We start from the raw sequence: 14,988 nt of genomic DNA, 5'->3' as shown, positions 1-14,988 counted from the left end.
CACCCCTTATGCCTGCTCGTCGAGGACCGCGGGCAGCAGCTCCTCGAGATGGCGGACAATGTCATCGGATGCCTGGTCCGCCGACCACGCGGCCGGCACCTGCAGCAGATGGCAGGGGCGGCCGTCGAGGGCCTTGTTAAGCACGAGGCCCTTGGCCGCAAAGTGCTCGCGCCAGGGGACGACGGACGTGGCCGCCAGGCCGGTCACGACCCGCTGGGAGAAGCCGGCCATCTCGATGTGGAAGTTGCCCATCATCCGGTCGACCATCCAGTCGGTGGTCTTCTCGAGGATCCGCGTATGGCTGCCTTCGTACCGCTCGATGTAGATGGAGGCCGCGAGTGGTGCCGATGTGGTCACTTCCCGTCCGGGAAATGCCGCTCCTGCGTCAACCATCCGGTGCTCGGGCGACCACTTGCGGGAGAAGTCCGCGAGCCTCGGATAACGGATGACGTACGGGTGTACCAGTGTTGTGAGGCGGCCGACGCTCTGCGAGAGCGATGACGGGACGAGGGGTTTCCGGACACCTTCAAACAGGTGCGGATAGATGTTCCGGTGGTGTGGCTTGATGAACATAGGCTTCGCGTAACCGAGCAGGGTGGAGTCCTCGGCGAGGAAGGCCCAGTCGTCGCCCATGAACGACCATCCTTCGCGCCGCATCAGCTTCGCAGCGGTGCTCGTCTTGCCGGTCCCACCGGCCGCGGGAAGTGCAATCGCGTGACCCCGGTAGGCCATGGTTGCCGCGTGGATCATCGCGGCTCCCCGCTCCACCATTGCAGCATCGAGGACAGGCACTACCGACGTCAGCAGTTCACCCGGACCGTGGATGCGCCACTGCTCGGCGTCCCGGACCACCTGGACCCGGTCGGCATTGAAGCGCACGCTGTTGTCCGTGTACGCGAGCTCGTGCTCAAGGTGGCCTGCATCCGGCATCGGCTCCGGCCGGCCATCCACGACGATGTGGGCTGGCCGTTCGGCGTCGGTGGCGAAACACGCCAACATGGTCTTGAGCTGGTGGGCTGCCGGTGCCTGTGCATCAACGCTGATGTTGATGCGGCCATGGATGTCAAAGTTGAGTGCTTTGTTCTGTCTAGTGCGCATGTTCGTCCCCTGTCTGGATGGTGTGTTGGTCGGATCGTGTTGCTGGACTGGACGGTGTCGGCCCCCGAGCCTTGCCGACGACGTTCACTGCACGTCCCGCCATGGACTCACTCCGGCCAGGACCGGCCGGTTCAGGGGGCGACCAGGCACATGGGCAAGCTGGCGTCCGCGGAGGTAGCCTGCCGATGTGTAGGCCACGACCGCCACGAAGGCAGCCGCGCGGCCAAGTCCGGAACGATCTCCGCGGGTCCAGTCATAGATCCCTGAGAAGAAGGCCTTGGGCAGGACGCTGCGGACGTACCGGCGTTCCGGGCCGAGGGCCCGCTTGTGCCCAACGACGTGGCTGACCTGGGCCTTCGAAATTCCCTCCGACCAGGACCTTGAAAGCATGTAGCGGACGGTTCCCCGGCTTGCAGGCACGTGGTGGCGCACCAGCGCTGCCGGCTCGTAGACGATCCGGCTCCCGGGGGAGCCCATCGTGGACCGGATGCAGATCTCCGTCTCCTCGCACCCCAATGGAGTGGAGCCGCGCCGGCCCAGGGAGTGGTTGAAACCGCCCACCGTTCTGATGACATCAAGCCGGAAGGACATGTTGGCACCGATGACGTTCCTGACTTCGGATGCCACCCGTGGCAAGCCCCGGTGGCTGCAGCCGACAATCCAGTCGAGCTCTTCTCCAAAGAAGCCGGGCCGTCCCGCTTCCCAGAGAGGCTCCACCCGGCCGCCCACGCCCAGCACCTCGGGATCGTCATAAAGGGCCATCAGGCGTTCTAGCCAGTCCGGTGCCGCCACGGCATCGTCATCGAGGAAGGCGACAACGTCCGAGTCGGCCAGGCCCACGCCGGTGTTACGGGCACCGGAGAGCCCTCGCGGGCCGGTGTTCCTTGCGACAGTGACGTCGTCAACAGTCTTGGCCAGCCGCTCGTAAAGTTCCTCATTGTGGTCGATGACCACCAGGACTTCCTTCGGTGCGAAGGTCTGCGCCCGAAGGGACTCGATGACATCCAGCAGCCAGTCCCAGCGCTCAGCAGTGTAGGCGCAGATGATCACTGAGACAGTCGGGGAAGGTATGTACTCCATGTCAGGCCACGCTCACCACGGGAAGAACACTCAGCGGATCGGTGGGTGTCCGCGGGAAGCTCACGCTGGTGTAGGCGTACTTCACCCGGCGCAGCGCCTCGGGCCGCGCGCCGGCGGTGGGGGAATCCCACAGGAGGCACTCATGCGCCATTGTCCCCAGGACCCGCCAGCCGTCCCGGAAGGTCTGGAGGTTCGACACCCCGGAGATGCGGTCCAGCTCGAAGCTGGGAACCTCGGCGATTCGAAGGCCGGCCCTGGCGGCCCGGACGATCAGCTCGGTCTCGATTTCGAAGCCGTCGGATTCCAGCTGCAGGACATCCAGGCACTCCCGCCGGAAGGCAATGTAGCCGTAGCAAAGGTCGGAATAGTTGCTGTGCAGAACCGCGTTGGCCAGCCCGGTCAGCGCACGGTTTCCTGTGCGCCGCAGCCACGTCAGGTCCTCCGATCCCCCGCCCGTGACGTAGCGGGAACCTTTGACGAAGTCATAGTCATGCTGCAGTGGGGAAACGAACCAGCCGATTTCCTGCGGATCCATGCTTCCGTCCGCGTCCAGCATGACGATGATGTCACCGGTTGCGGCAGCAAATCCTGACCTTAGCGCCACCCCCTTGCCCTTGCGCTTCTCATCCACCACCACGATGTCCTGGCGCACTGCCCGCGCCACTCCGACGGTGTTGTCCGTTGACCGGCCGTCGACGATTACCACCTCATCGACGTACAGCGGCATCCGCCGAAGGACCCAGGGAATGTTCTGGGCCTCGTTCAAGGTCGGGATGACCACGCTGATCGATGCCCGCACCGGCGCTGCTGCGAGCTTCGAGAGCGAAATGGGTGGCTGGGTGGAGATAGACATATGCCTCACCTCTTCATGGCGTGTGGAGAACTCTGGCCAACGGGGAAGCACTGCTGAGTCAGCGCTTGTTGGGCCTTGGTCAGTTCCTTGGCCCGGGGTAGGTTGAGCTTATGGTTGCCCCGGCGGCTAATCACCAGTAATGAGTACTCGCCTTTTTAGTCGCGTTCTACTGGAGGGAATTGCCTGCTCCGGGAGCTAGGAGGGCAGGGGCCGGGCCCAGCAATCCGTGCTGTACATTGGGGGACTTGTCCCATGCGCAAGTTAGGTAGGGTGGGTACCCCGCCATGAAGAGGTAGGTTGCGGCGAAGAGGTAGGTTGCGGCGGCTCGACGGTAGGTCATGGGTGGGCCATCGGATTCTGGTCGCGGATACAACACCACCATTGGAGTGCTCCAGGGACCACGGGCAACGGCGCCCGCGGCTACACGCTGCGCGATGGCCTCGTGGAAGCCGCCGGGATCAGAGTCAGCGGCCCGCCGGAGTCGGTCCTCTATTCTCCCGGGGTGCGCAGCCGGTTCGGGCGCCGCGCATAGTCACGGACCGGCGGTAGTCACCGGCAGGCGTTGACTTCCAGCCCGCGGGGGTCAGGCGACGTCGCGCCAGCCCTGCCCCTCGCTGAAGGTGGCCACCAGCGTGCCAACGCCCGGCTGCAGTGAATTGGAGGGATCGAAGTACAGGCTCGCCTCTGAGGCCCGGCTGTGCGTGATCAGCTGTTCAGCTTCAAGCTTGGCCTCCGGCACAGTGGCGCCGATGATGCCGGTACGGGCGGGAAGCTCGGTGGTGTGTACCACCTCGGCGCCGGTCTGGGTCAGAGGAACGGTGGTGCCGGAGTTGATCTCATCGTAGGGAAACGCAAACTCGGCATCATCGGACGCGGCAGGGATGGTGTACTCCAGGAAATAGGTCATGGATCCACCTTTGCAGATAGGCCCACGCTGCCGAAAGTCCGCGCACGCCCTCTCGCACAACGTCTTCCCACGTCAATGCGGCCCTCCTATACTTACCGCATGTTGATGTCGCTGTGGTTCGGCGTCATAGCATCCAGTGCACTGATTCTGGGTGCCTTTATTGGTGTCCGGTTTGAGCTGCCCAAGCGCCTCCTGGCTATGCTGCTGGCCTTCGCCGCCGGTGCACTGATGACCGCCCTGGCTTTCGAACTGTTCGAGGATGCATATGAACATGGCGGGATCATCCGCGCAGCCATCGGGCTGATAGGTGGCGCAGTGGTGTTCACGGTCCTCAGCGCTCTGTTGGACCGGTGGGCGCAGCCCGGAAAGCAGGAGCAGGCGACACCTGCGGACGAGTTCGAAGGGAGCGCCAAGCTCGATACGGATGCCGCCGCGTCAGATAAACATGCCACTTCTGCCTCAACACGGGGAGCGGCAGGGCTGGCTTTGTTGGCCGCGGTCACCTTGGATGGCGTCCCGGAGAACGTTGCCCTGGGAATCGCGCTGGGAGAAGGCACCGGTGGGCTGGCCCTGCTCGCGGCAATCTTTGTCTCCAACTTCCCCGAGGCCCTGGTTGGCTCAGCATCCATGCGAAGCCAGGGACGCTCAACGGGCACCATCCTGGGTCTTTGGCTGGGGTGCGCGGCCCTGCTGGTCATCGCAGTTGTTGTCGGTGCGGGGCCGCTGTCCGGGACAGACCCCGAGGCCATCTCCATACCGTTGGCCTTCGCCGCCGGCGCCGTCATCGCATCCCTCGCGGACACACTCATGCCGGAAGCCTATGAACACGGCGGCCCCGCGGTGGCCCTCAGCACGGCGGGCGGATTCGTCCTGGCCTTCGTCCTGTCCCTGGCCTAAGCCGATACCGGCCTATTTCCCCAGCCCTGCCCTGCGGAGCGCTTCTGCCATGGCTGTGTTCACGGGTTCGGGCTTCGACGACGATCCACGGCCGCACGCCCGGCAGGCTGGCGCCGTCCGTCCGACCTCTCCGCAGCGGGCTTGCCCGCACCGGCACCCCGCGCGCCCTTCCCGCCCGCCGCGGGTTCGTCGTCGAGCCTTAACGTCAGGGAGATCCGCTTACGCTCCGGGTCAGCCTCCAGAACCTTCACCCGGACCACCTGGCCGGACTTAACTACCTCCCGGGGATCTGACACGAACCGGTTGGCCAGGGCGGATACGTGGACCAGCCCGTCTTGGTGGACGCCAACGTCCACGAACGCTCCGAACGCCGCGACGTTGGTCACGGTGCCCTCGAGCACCATCCCCGGCTTCAGGTCTGAAATTTTTTCAATGCCCTCGGAGAAGGTGGCGGCAGCAAAGGCAGGGCGCGGATCCCGGCCGGGCTTGTCCAGTTCGGCCAGGATGTCGGTGACGGTGGGCAGGCCGAAGGTATCGTCCACAAAGTCCCTGGCATCCAGGGAGGAAGCGGGCGCGGACCCGGCCGCAACCAGGATCTTCCGCGCCACCGCATAGGACTCCGGATGGACGCTGGACGCGTCCAGCGGCTCCGCTCCCCCGGTGATCCGCAGGAAGCCCGCGCACTGCTCAAAAGCCTTGGCACCGAGCCGGGGCACCTTCTTCAGGTCGGCGCGCCGGGCGAACGGGCCGTGCTCGTTCCGATAGGCCACGATGTTTTCGCTCAGCAGGGGCCCGACGCCGGCCACCCGGCTGAGGAGCGCGGGTGAAGCGGTGTTGACGTCCACCCCGACGGCGTTGACGCAGTCCTCCACCACGGCATCGAGGCTGCGGTCCAGCTTCGATGCCGTCACGTCATGCTGGTACTGCCCCACGCCGATGGATTTGGGGTCGATCTTCACCAGTTCCGCGAGCGGATCCTGGAGCCGCCGCGCAATGGACACCGCCCCACGCAGCGAAACATCCATGCCCGGCAGTTCGGCGGCTGCGAGCGCTGATGCCGAGTACACGGACGCGCCCGCTTCGGACACCACCAGCTTCTGCGGCTTACGGTCCACGTCCGGCAGGAGCTTGATCAGCTCGGCGGCGAGCTTGTCCGTCTCCCGGGACGCGGTGCCGTTGCCGATGGCCACGAGTTCGACGGCGTGCTGGCGCGCCAGCTTCACCAGGGTGGCCAGGGCTTCGTCCCACTTCCTGGCGGGGGCGTGCGGGTACACGGTGTCGGTGGCCACCACTTTTCCGGTGCCATCCACCACAGCCACTTTGACCCCCGTGCGCAGGCCCGGGTCTAGGCCGAGCGTGGCACGGTTGCCGGCGGGAGCTGCGAGGAGAACGTCGCGCAGGTTGGCGGCGAATACGCGGACGGCTTCGTCCTCGGCTTCGGCGAACATCCTGCCGCGGAGGTCTGCCGTGAGGCGGGCCAGCACGCGGGACCGCCACGCCACCTGTGCGGTCTGCATCAGCCACGCGTCGGCGGGCCGGCCGCGGTCGGCGACCCCGAGGCACCTGGCAACCGCGGACTCGTACCGGGAGCGGGCGGCGGTGAGGGCGTCGTCGTCTGCGGGATCTGCCTCGGCAAGGTCGAGCTCGAGGATGCCGTCTTTCTCACCGCGCAGCAGCGCGAGGACCCGGTGCGACGGCATGCCGGAGGGAGCCTGCGCGAACTCGAAATAGTCCGCGAACTTCTGGCCGTCCGCTTCCTTGCCCTTCTTCACGCGGGAAACCATACGGCCCTGGGTCCAGAGCCGCTCGCGCAGGGTGGCGGCCAGGTCGGGATCCTGCGCCACGCGTTCCACCAGGATGGCGCGGGCACCGGCGAGCGCAGCGGCGGCGTCGCCGATCGCATGCTCGGTGTTGAGATACTTTGCAGCCTCCCGCTCAGGGTGCAGGTCCGGCCGCTTGAGGAGGGCCTCGGCCAGCGGTTCCAAACCTGCTTCCCGGGCGATCTGCGCCTTGGTGCGCCGCTTGGACTTGAACGGCAGGTAGATGTCCTCCAGCCGGGACTTGGTGTCCGCGGCGAGGATCGCCTTCTTCAGCTCGGGGGTCAGCTGGCCCTGTGCCTCCACCGCTTCCAGGACGGTGCGACGGCGGTCCGCGAGCTCGCGGAGGTAGCGCAGGCGCTCCTCAAGGTCGCGGAGCTGGGTATCGTCCAGGGTCCCGGTGGCTTCCTTGCGGTACCGGGCGATGAACGGGACGGTGGACCCGCCGTCGAGCAGTTCCACCGCGGCCTTAACCTGCCATGCCTTGACGCCCAGCTCAGTGGCGATTTGGGCGTAAATGGCGTCGCCGGCAGTTGGCGCTGCAGAAGGAACGGACGTGGGTGCTTGGGGCAGTTGAGTCACCAGAACATCTTGCCTTACCCGCCTGCGCCGCTCCACCGCTGCCGGCGCAGGAACGGAGCATGGGGGGTGGGGCCCGGCGCGGGTATTCCGCTCACGCCCGCAAAGTGCTGTAGTGGAGGTGCCGTCACTGGGACAACAAAGCTCAAGGAAGAGGCCGCCATGCGGGAACTGCTGATTGTGTTTCAGGAGGGGTTCGAGGAAGCCAATATCACCGTGACGGTGAACGGGAAACAGGCGCGGCGGGACCTTGGGGTGTCCACCAATCCGATCCTTGGCATAGCGTCGGAGGTGTCCGTGGAACTGCCGGCGAAGGGCGCCCAGGTGGGCGTGGAGGTGACGAACCGCGGGCTCAAGGCGATCACGAAGGTCTCCGGCAAGCCGAAGAGCGTGCTCGTATCCATCGAGGACGGCAAGCTGGTGATGAGGGAAGGGACCGGCCGGGAAGCCGTTTTGTAGGCCCCTTCGGCCGCTGCAGCAGCTACGGTGGCGGAGGTCTAGCAAAAGTAAATTCGATGGAGTAGCATCTGATCACCGCCGGCTTCCAGAGGAGTCCGGCGGGCCACACTGAATCGTAAGTCGGTCGGAAGTCGTCGGATGGCTTCCGGCCCCGCTGCCGGGACAGCACACCGAGCAGCAACGACGGCGGCACCCACTTGCAGGTGCCGCCGTCGCCATGTGTCCGGGCCGGCTAGCCCTGGTAGGCGGGGTAGTCGATGTACCCCTTGGCGCCTTCTGCGTAAAAGGTGGAGGCATCCAGCTCGTTGAGCGGAAGTGCTTCCTTCCAGCGCCGCGCCAGGTCCGGGTTGGCGATGGCAGGCCGGCCCACCACCACGGCGTCGGCGTGGCCGTCGGCAATCAGGTTTACCGCCTCTTCCCGGGTGGTGACCACACCGAAGCCCGTGTTGACCAGGAAGGTGCCGCCGAAGCGGGCGCGGAGGTCCTGGACGAGTTCACCGGCGGGTTCGTGGTGCAGGATGCTCAGGTAGGCGAGGTTGAGCGGGGCGATGCTGTCCACCAGGACTTCGTAGGTGGCGCGCACGTCCGCCGGATCGGTTTCGGCGATGCCCTGCACGTTGTGTTCCGGGGAAATGCGGATGCCCACGCGGTTGGCGCCCAGCGCTGCCACCACAGCGTTGACCGTCTCGATGACGAAGCGGGCCCGGTTTTCCGGCGAGCCGCCGTAGCTGTCGTTACGGACGTTCGAGTTGGGTGCCAGGAATTCATGGAGCAGGTAGCCGTTGGCGGAGTGCAGCTCCACGCCGTCGAAGCCGGCCTCGATGGCGTTCAGCGAGGCATCGACGATTTCCTGGATCAGCAGGGGCAGTTCGTCGGTGGTGAGGGCGTGCGGAACCGGGTACGGCTGCTTTCCGGAGGGGGTCCGGACGTCACCCTCGATGGCGACGGCGCTGGGCGCCACAAGCTGGTGGCCTCCGGTGATGTCCGGGTGCGAAACCCGCCCGCCATGCATGATCTGCGCGAACATGAAGCCGCCTTCGGCGTGCACGGCGTCCGTGACCTTCTGCCAGCCTGCGATCTGTTCCTTGGTGAAGATGCCGGGCTGGCCCGGGTAGGAGCGGCCCGCGGGGCTGGGGTAGGTGCCTTCGCTGACGATCAGGCCCAGGGAGGCGCGCTGGCGGTAGTGTTCTGCGACGAGCGGGCCGGGGACGCCTTCCTCACCGGAGCGGAGCCGGGTCAACGGCGCCATGACCAGGCGGTTGGGAAGTTCAAGCTCGCCGAGGGTGAGAGGGGAAAACAGCATGCGCAGTTCCTTTCGAAGGCTAAAGACGTACTGCCCATGCCAACTGGGGCGCGCGTGCAACTATTCCGGATGCGATCCGCATCACAACCTGGTTGGCGCTGGGCCAGGGGCTAATGGGATGCCGGCGCGCCGGGGCAGCCCTGGCCGTTCGGGTTGGTGTTGCAGTCGTCGGCGTAGTTGCGGGTCAGCGAGCGCCAGACGCTGATGGTCTGAGGCGGCGAACTGAACTGGCCCTGGCCGGGGATGGGCAGCGGCGGACCGGCGTTGACGGAGTAGGTGCCCTGGAAGGAAGTGGTCAGGACAACCTGGAAGTCGCCGGTCTGGCCGTAAGCGTGGCTGGTGCGGGTCTTTTCACCCCAGCGGTCCTGCGGCAACGGGCCTCCCATGGACGGCTGGGGACCGAAGACAGTGCCGTCGCCGTAGTTCCAGGTGTACTGGACAGGAGTGGCGACCACATGGACGGCCTGGCCGAACATGGTGATGTCGAACCGCTGCTCAACTGCCTCGGCGTAGAAGTTGGTTTCAGCGCCGCGGAGCGTGTGCGGGCTTGGCTGTGCTGTTACGGTTCCCGCGTTGATGGGCAGGTTCTGGAATTCCCGCTGGATGTCCGCGGCAATGCGCGGCAACAGGTCCTCCGGCGCTGCGTCATAGAGGCAGGTGGGCCCGGAGTGGGGCGCCCAGACGGCACCAGGCACTCCCCTAGGCCGGGACAACCACATAACCGGGATCCCGTCTTGGCCATCGGGGCCGTCCTTGCACTCCAGCTGCCTGCCCAGGCAAGGAGTGTCGAAGTCTCCCCCGCCAAGATGGCACTGGAGCTCGTATTTATACTCGTTGGGGTCAGTGGAGACCGCACCGGGCTCGCCGCGAACTAACTTGCCGGTTCCGTTGTCTTTCACCCATTGATCAGCGCCGACGTATAGGCCCCTATCTTTGTATCCGACTGAAATATCGGCGTGCGCGACTACTGGAGCGAGCACACTAAACAGCACGGTTAGACAGAAAACTTTCAGTCCCCTGGCTTTCATATCGGACTACCGAATTAGACCGAGGTCTGTCATCGTCCAGCCTTGAAACTGAAACGTGGCCGCCACACGGCTTCCAGTATTCGTGGCTGCAGTGGGAGCTTGGTGCAGACTGCCATCCGGATTTCTGATTTCGATGGCTTGTTGAATGACTTGAACTACGGCATACGGCTCTGCGCCAGGTTCAATGGTCGCCGTAATTGCGGGCGTATCAATCCCGCCTCCTGATATCCATCGGCCCTCGCCCCAGGCTTCCTCCACTCCGTCCTTCAGGCCTGCACAAAAGACACAATTCGGCCCGCTGATCATTGCCAAGGTTTCCGTGTCCCCCGTTTCATAGGCATATTCCAAAACCTCGTACCAGTATCGAACGAATGCCTCGAGACCTTCCTTCGTCTCGGTCTTGGCTACCTCGGGCATGACGGGGACCGGGACGTTTTGGGCCGGGCCGGAGGCATCGGCGGGCTTGTAAACAGCGGTGGGTGACGGGGTAGGCGTTGGCGAAGCGCTGGTAGTGGCCAGGTCAGTCGACGCAGGAGTGGTGGTCCCGCCCTGCCCGGGCGACTCCCCCGAATTGCATCCGGCCAATCCAAGGGAGAGAGCAATTGCCAAACCGAGGGCTCCAGCCCGGAAACCACGTGACGTAACAACGTTCTGTAAAGCCATGGGCCGCTATTCCCCCAGTAGTTATCGGACGGCGCTCTCCGGACAGTGCCTTAAGGGTAGCCCACGTCACAATGTGGCAATCAAACTTATCCACAGGCAAAGTCCGTAAGGGAAGCCGGTGCCACCAAGCACCGGCTTTCCTTACTGTGATGTCACCAACTGCGGAACGTCACCGCCGGGCGGACAGGACCAGCTTTCCGGTCTTGTCCGTGGACAGGGCGAGTGCCGAGACGTACTGCGGGCCGCCGTCAGGCGCGTCCTGGCCGGAGCGGAACATGTCCGGACGCTCGGACTCGATCCCGGTCACGTGGCAGAGGAGCTTCGCATCGCTGGGGTTCCCGTCGGCGTCGAACATCGGCAGGTCGGTGCCGTCGTCGGTGCGCCGGAGGTAGTCGCGGCCCTGTCAGGGTCGCTTTCGTCCGGGGAATTGGTCCGGTGCGAAGCTATCCAGCCGGGAAGACACCCCAGTCACGGACCTGTTTCCGCTGTGTTAAGTCTTGACCGAAGCTGTCAACAAAACCGGCAGCCGGCCCTTGTGGCCATCCGACAAAAATAGGGAGGCAGTCCGGAACTAGCGTCGGCAGGGAAGCCATCCCAGTCAGCCGGAGGACCACCCATGACGACTCAACCGCAACTCCTGAAATATCCAATCCTCGAGACCGCCCGCGGGCAGGTCCTGGAACAGGGCCTCGGCCTGTCCGAAGCCCAGCTGGTCGAAGTCCTGCGCCTGCCGGACGAAGCCCTTTCCGCCGCCCTGGACCTGGCCCACCAGGTGCGCCTCCGGCACTGCGGCGAGGACGTGGAAGTGGAGGGCATCATCTCCATCAAGACCGGCGGCTGCCCAGAGGACTGCCACTTCTGCAGCCAGTCAGGCCTCTTCGACTCCCCCGTCCGCGGCGTGTGGCTGGACATTCCGGAACTCGTCAAGGCCGCCAAGGAAACGGCCGCCACCGGAGCCACCGAGTTCTGCATCGTCGCCGCCGTGCGCGGGCCGGACATCAAACTCATGAACCAGATCAAGTTCGCCATCGACCGGATCAACGAGGAAGTGGACATCAACATCGCCTGTTCACTGGGCATGCTGACCCGGCGGCAGGTGGACCAGCTGGCCAGCTGGGGCGTGCACCGCTACAACCACAACCTCGAAACCGCCCGCAGCTACTTCCCCCAGGTGGTCACCACCCACACGTACGAGGAGCGGCTGGAAACCTGCGCCATGGTCAAGGACGCCGGCATGGAACTGTGCTGCGGGGCCCTGATCGGCATGGGCGAGAGCCTGGAACAGCGTGCTGAACTCGCGGCCCAGCTGGCCGCCCTGGACCCGCACGAGGTCCCGCTGAACTTCCTCAACCCGCGCCCCGGCACCCCGCTGGAGAACCAGCAGGTCATGGACGGCAAGGACGCCCTCCGCGCCATCGCCGCCTTCCGCCTCGCCATGCCCCGCACAGTCCTGCGCTACGCCGGCGGCCGCGAGCTCACCCTTGGCGACCTCGGCACCCGCGACGGGCTGCTGGGCGGCATCAACGCCGTCATCGTCGGCAACTACCTCACCACCCTGGGCCGGCCCGCCACCGCCGACCTGAACCTCCTGGTGGACCTCAACATGCCCATCAAGGAACTGCAGAAGACGCTATGACCCCCACCCGCTCCCCCGGTTCGACGGCCCCGACGCCCTTCATCTTCTGCGGGCACTGCGGCCTCCCCTCGGAGAAGGAAGCGTACGACGGCGGCAGCACCCCGCCGTCGTCCCCGCACCAAAACTGCGTGGTGCGGCTGGAACTGGACCCTCCGCGCTTTTGCGTCCAGTGCGGGCGCCGGCTCAAGGTCCAGGTTTCTCCCGTTGGCTGGTGGGCCCTCTGCTCGCGCCACGGCAAGACTTCGGCCGCCGCTGACAGTGACTGAGTCAAAAACAGCCAACCCTCTGGCGTGTTTCTACGATGCGTAGAAGAATGGCTTCATGATGTTTGAACACGCAGACGGTCAACCCGTACTCGAACTCACCGATGGGCAGTCCTGGCACCTCCTGGAGAACACCAAACACGGCAGGCTGGTGGTCTCGGTTGCGGGCGAACCGGATATCTTCCCGGTCAACTACGTCACCGCGGAGCGGAAGATCTACCTCCGGACGGCGCCGGGCAACAAGCTGGCACAGCTGACCATCAATTCCACGGTGCTCTTCGAAGCGGACGGCATCGACTCCGACGAGGCCTGGTCCGTGGTGCTGCGCGGAACCGCCCGCGTGCTGAACAAATCGGCAGAGCTGGAGGCTGTGGAGGCGCTGGGCCTGAAGACCTGGGTGCCCACGCTCAAGGACTTTTACGTGGAGATCGAGCCAACGTCGGTCAGCGGCCGCCACTTCGTGTTCGGCGAACAGCCCGAGCGGGAGATCTGAGCGCTCCTAGACTTGGAGTATGGCGGACAAGCTGACTCCGGAGCGGCGCAGCTGGAACATGTCCCGGATCCGGGGCAAGAACACCAAGCCGGAACTGCTGGTCCGCAGGCTGCTCCATGCCAAGGGCTACCGCTACCGCCTGCACGGCAGGTCCGGCACGTCGCGGCTGCCCGGCAACCCGGACCTGGTGTTCGCCGGCCGCCGCAAAGTCATCTTCGTGAACGGCTGTTTCTGGCATTTCCACGATTGCCGGGTTGGACAGCACGCCCCAAAGGCAAACGCGGAATTCTGGGCGGCGAAGCGCTCCAGGACAAGGGAGCGCGACGCCGGCCAGCGACGCCTCCTTGAGGACGCGGGGTGGGAGGTCCTCACCGTCTGGGAGTGCGAGCTCAGGGACGGTTCTGCGCTGGAGGACCATCTGGTGCGCTTCCTCGAAAGCGGCAAGGACCAGCCTGCTTCCTGACGGGATTCAGCTGCGCCGTGCCAGCAAAGCGTTCCTGAGGGCGGACGCGGACGAGTCGCTGCTGTTCATGCGCCAGTCGGCTTCCTTCTGCAGGTGGAACCAAACGAAGCCCACCACGTCAGGCTGGGCAGCCAGGAAGGACACGAGGTCGGTGTTCCAGGCGGCTTTGGACCCACCCAGTTCGGTGGAAGCCGTCTCCGCGATGAGAATGGGCTTGCCCGGAGCCAGCGTGCGGAGCTGGGCGATGCCGGGTCCGAACAGCTCCTGGGGCATGATCCAACTGCTCCATGTCTGGGACGTGCCCCAGTTGTAGCCGTCCAGGGCAACCACATCTACATAGGCAGCGCCCGGGTAAAGGCCGGCCAGGTCCGTGGATCCCCAGTAGGGGACGTTCGGCGACCACACCCATTGCACGTTGCCTGCTCCGGCAGCCGCCACAAGATCATGGACGTGCTGCCAGGCCGGAATGTAGTCGCCGGAGTGGTTTCCGTTGACCCCTTCGGACCAGGGGTACCAATTGCCGTTCATTTCGTGGGCAAAGCGCAGCATCACGGGCTTGCCCCAGGCGGCGAGGGCCTGACCCCACTCGGTGATCCGGGCATCGAAATCACCGGCCGTAATCCGGTCCAGCGAGTAGGCCGGCTGGTTGACCCCGCCGCCCCAGGCCCACGGCTCCCAGGTCATAAGCGGCACCGCCCCGCGGGCGTGTACTGCGTCCATCTCTGCCAGGGGTGGGGGCTGCGGGAAGTCCTTGTACATCAGGACCATCGAGGGGCTTTCCCCTGCGAGGTTGGCCACCTCATCCAGTTCGGCCGCAGCCAGCGCTCCCCCGGCCGTGCCGACGCCGAAACGCAGCGGAGCAGTGCTGACGGCGGGTGACTGGGGCGCAGGTACCGGGGCTGCCTGCACCACGAAAACGGTGGAGGCCTTGATGGAAGAGGTCTTGGCCGTGATGGTGGTGTTCCCTGCCGCGCCAGCTGGAATGGTGATCCCGGCAATGAAGGATCCGGTTGCCGTGGTCCGGAACTGGAACGTGGCCGAGCCGACGATCACCGTCCCCGTGGTGGAGGCCTTGAACCCTGCACCGGAAACCGTGACCACAGACCCCGCCGGTCCGGTCCCCGGGTTGACTGCCACCTGCGCGGCGGAAGCGCCGCCGGCAGCGGGCTGCACGCCGGACAGGACCAGCCCGGCACCAAGGAACACAGCGGCGGCCAGCGTTCTCAGCATTCGAAACAACACAACCCATCCCCAGCTGACGGGCGGCCGGAGTCGCAGTTTTTCCGTGCAGGAAGCACTGGCTCAAGTATTTGGCGCAGATCCCGTACTCCCATCAAGAAACCCACAATTATCCCCTGAAAGACTGCCGCCGAGTGCCCACAGACCTAACCTGAAAGAGCACAGCCCCCAATAACCCGCGACGTTTCCGTCAATGGTTTCTCCCAGCTG

14 protein-coding genes and 2 pseudogenes are annotated in these 14,988 nt (G+C 65.3%); 6 read left to right on the top strand and 10 right to left on the bottom strand.

Annotated elements, in window-relative coordinates:
• Positions 1-6: 6 nt before the first annotated feature.
• The 4 genes from AC5RU7_RS14765 to AC5RU7_RS14750 form a co-directional block, all read right to left on the bottom strand.
• Positions 7-1,098 carry a hypothetical protein gene (locus AC5RU7_RS14765; protein WP_494052857.1) on the bottom strand — a complete coding sequence of 364 codons (1,092 nt, stop codon included), beginning with the start codon at positions 1,096-1,098 and terminating at the stop codon, positions 7-9.
• Positions 1,099-1,182: 84 nt separating this feature from the next.
• Positions 1,183-2,178, bottom strand: coding sequence for a glycosyltransferase family 2 protein (locus AC5RU7_RS14760; protein ID WP_494011649.1), 996 nt, complete (start codon positions 2,176-2,178; stop codon positions 1,183-1,185).
• Between the two features lies 1 nt (position 2,179).
• The gene (locus tag AC5RU7_RS14755) at positions 2,180-3,031 is read right to left on the bottom strand and encodes a glycosyltransferase family 2 protein (protein WP_494011650.1); all 852 of its coding nucleotides are present in this window, start codon (positions 3,029-3,031) and stop codon (positions 2,180-2,182) included.
• A 583-nt stretch (positions 3,032-3,614) separates the two neighbouring features.
• Complete coding sequence (locus tag AC5RU7_RS14750) at positions 3,615-3,938, bottom strand: hypothetical protein (protein ID WP_494052856.1); 324 nt, start codon at positions 3,936-3,938, stop codon at positions 3,615-3,617.
• Between the two features lie 99 nt (positions 3,939-4,037).
• On the opposite strand from AC5RU7_RS14750, the gene AC5RU7_RS14745 reads away from it, so the two are divergent.
• A complete protein-coding gene (locus AC5RU7_RS14745; protein WP_494052855.1) occupies positions 4,038-4,835 on the top strand; it encodes a ZIP family metal transporter in 798 nt (265 codons plus the stop codon).
• A gap of 12 nt (positions 4,836-4,847) precedes the next feature.
• Here the strand turns inward: AC5RU7_RS14745 and AC5RU7_RS14740 are convergent.
• Positions 4,848-7,225, bottom strand: a pseudogene (locus tag AC5RU7_RS14740) (Tex family protein).
• A gap of 168 nt (positions 7,226-7,393) precedes the next feature.
• Between AC5RU7_RS14740 and AC5RU7_RS14735 the strand changes: the two are divergent.
• Positions 7,394-7,690: a hypothetical protein gene (locus AC5RU7_RS14735; protein ID WP_494011654.1), complete on the top strand. Its 297-nt coding sequence runs from the start codon at positions 7,394-7,396 to the stop codon at positions 7,688-7,690.
• Positions 7,691-7,922: 232 nt separating this feature from the next.
• Here the strand turns inward: AC5RU7_RS14735 and AC5RU7_RS14730 are convergent, their stop codons facing one another.
• The 4 genes and pseudogenes from AC5RU7_RS14730 to AC5RU7_RS14715 all read right to left on the bottom strand — a co-directional run.
• The gene (locus tag AC5RU7_RS14730) at positions 7,923-8,993 is read right to left on the bottom strand and encodes an alkene reductase (RefSeq protein WP_494052854.1); all 1,071 of its coding nucleotides are present in this window, start codon (positions 8,991-8,993) and stop codon (positions 7,923-7,925) included.
• Between the two features lie 110 nt (positions 8,994-9,103).
• Entirely contained in the window at positions 9,104-9,892 is a 789-nt protein-coding gene (locus AC5RU7_RS14725; protein ID WP_494052853.1) for a hypothetical protein, read from the bottom strand.
• Positions 9,893-10,027: 135 nt separating this feature from the next.
• Positions 10,028-10,684 (bottom strand): DUF6318 family protein, encoded by a 657-nt coding sequence (locus AC5RU7_RS14720; RefSeq protein ID WP_494052852.1) that lies wholly within the window; start codon positions 10,682-10,684, stop codon positions 10,028-10,030.
• 169 nt (positions 10,685-10,853) lie between these two features.
• A pseudogene (locus AC5RU7_RS14715) lies at positions 10,854-11,087 on the bottom strand (hypothetical protein); the annotation flags it as partial.
• Positions 11,088-11,300: 213 nt separating this feature from the next.
• Between AC5RU7_RS14715 and bioB the strand changes: the two are divergent.
• The 4 genes from bioB to AC5RU7_RS14695 are packed head-to-tail and all read left to right on the top strand — an operon-like array spanning position 11,301 to position 13,539.
• On the top strand, positions 11,301-12,320 hold the full coding sequence (gene bioB, locus AC5RU7_RS14710; protein WP_494052851.1) for a biotin synthase BioB: 1,020 nt from the start codon (positions 11,301-11,303) through the stop codon (positions 12,318-12,320).
• Complete coding sequence (bsaP, locus tag AC5RU7_RS14705) at positions 12,317-12,586, top strand: biotin synthase auxiliary protein BsaP (protein WP_494052850.1); 270 nt, start codon at positions 12,317-12,319, stop codon at positions 12,584-12,586. Before bioB ends, bsaP begins: the two co-directional genes overlap by 4 nt.
• 55 nt (positions 12,587-12,641) lie before the next feature.
• Positions 12,642-13,076, top strand: coding sequence for a pyridoxamine 5'-phosphate oxidase family protein (locus AC5RU7_RS14700; protein ID WP_494052849.1), 435 nt, complete (start codon positions 12,642-12,644; stop codon positions 13,074-13,076).
• Between the two features lie 19 nt (positions 13,077-13,095).
• Positions 13,096-13,539, top strand: coding sequence for a very short patch repair endonuclease (locus AC5RU7_RS14695; RefSeq protein WP_494011661.1), 444 nt, complete (start codon positions 13,096-13,098; stop codon positions 13,537-13,539).
• Between the two features lie 6 nt (positions 13,540-13,545).
• Here AC5RU7_RS14695 and AC5RU7_RS14690 read toward each other — a convergent pair whose 3' ends face one another.
• The gene (locus tag AC5RU7_RS14690; protein WP_494052848.1) at positions 13,546-14,769 is read right to left on the bottom strand and encodes a glycosyl hydrolase; all 1,224 of its coding nucleotides are present in this window, start codon (positions 14,767-14,769) and stop codon (positions 13,546-13,548) included.
• Between the last annotated feature and the right edge of the window lie 219 nt (positions 14,770-14,988).

Source organism: Arthrobacter sp. K410C (assembly GCF_059090105.1).
The sequence above is the reverse complement of the archived record's forward strand: the minus strand, read 5'-3'. Positions and strand labels throughout refer to the sequence as shown.

Coding starts and splice junctions, on each gene's coding strand:
- bsaP (WP_494052850.1), top strand. CDS start 12,317: ATGACCCCCACCCGCTCCCCCGGTTCGACGGCCCCGACGCCCTTCATC.
- AC5RU7_RS14750 (WP_494052856.1), bottom strand. CDS start 3,938: ATGACCTATTTCCTGGAGTACACCATCCCTGCCGCGTCCGATGATGCC.
- bioB (WP_494052851.1), top strand. CDS start 11,301: ATGACGACTCAACCGCAACTCCTGAAATATCCAATCCTCGAGACCGCC.
- AC5RU7_RS14735 (WP_494011654.1), top strand. CDS start 7,394: ATGCGGGAACTGCTGATTGTGTTTCAGGAGGGGTTCGAGGAAGCCAAT.
- AC5RU7_RS14760 (WP_494011649.1), bottom strand. CDS start 2,178: ATGGAGTACATACCTTCCCCGACTGTCTCAGTGATCATCTGCGCCTAC.
- AC5RU7_RS14720 (WP_494052852.1), bottom strand. CDS start 10,684: ATGGCTTTACAGAACGTTGTTACGTCACGTGGTTTCCGGGCTGGAGCC.
- AC5RU7_RS14700 (WP_494052849.1), top strand. CDS start 12,642: ATGATGTTTGAACACGCAGACGGTCAACCCGTACTCGAACTCACCGAT.
- AC5RU7_RS14745 (WP_494052855.1), top strand. CDS start 4,038: ATGTTGATGTCGCTGTGGTTCGGCGTCATAGCATCCAGTGCACTGATT.
- AC5RU7_RS14690 (WP_494052848.1), bottom strand. CDS start 14,769: ATGCTGAGAACGCTGGCCGCCGCTGTGTTCCTTGGTGCCGGGCTGGTC.
- AC5RU7_RS14730 (WP_494052854.1), bottom strand. CDS start 8,993: ATGCTGTTTTCCCCTCTCACCCTCGGCGAGCTTGAACTTCCCAACCGC.
- AC5RU7_RS14765 (WP_494052857.1), bottom strand. CDS start 1,098: ATGCGCACTAGACAGAACAAAGCACTCAACTTTGACATCCATGGCCGC.
- AC5RU7_RS14695 (WP_494011661.1), top strand. CDS start 13,096: ATGGCGGACAAGCTGACTCCGGAGCGGCGCAGCTGGAACATGTCCCGG.
- AC5RU7_RS14755 (WP_494011650.1), bottom strand. CDS start 3,031: ATGTCTATCTCCACCCAGCCACCCATTTCGCTCTCGAAGCTCGCAGCA.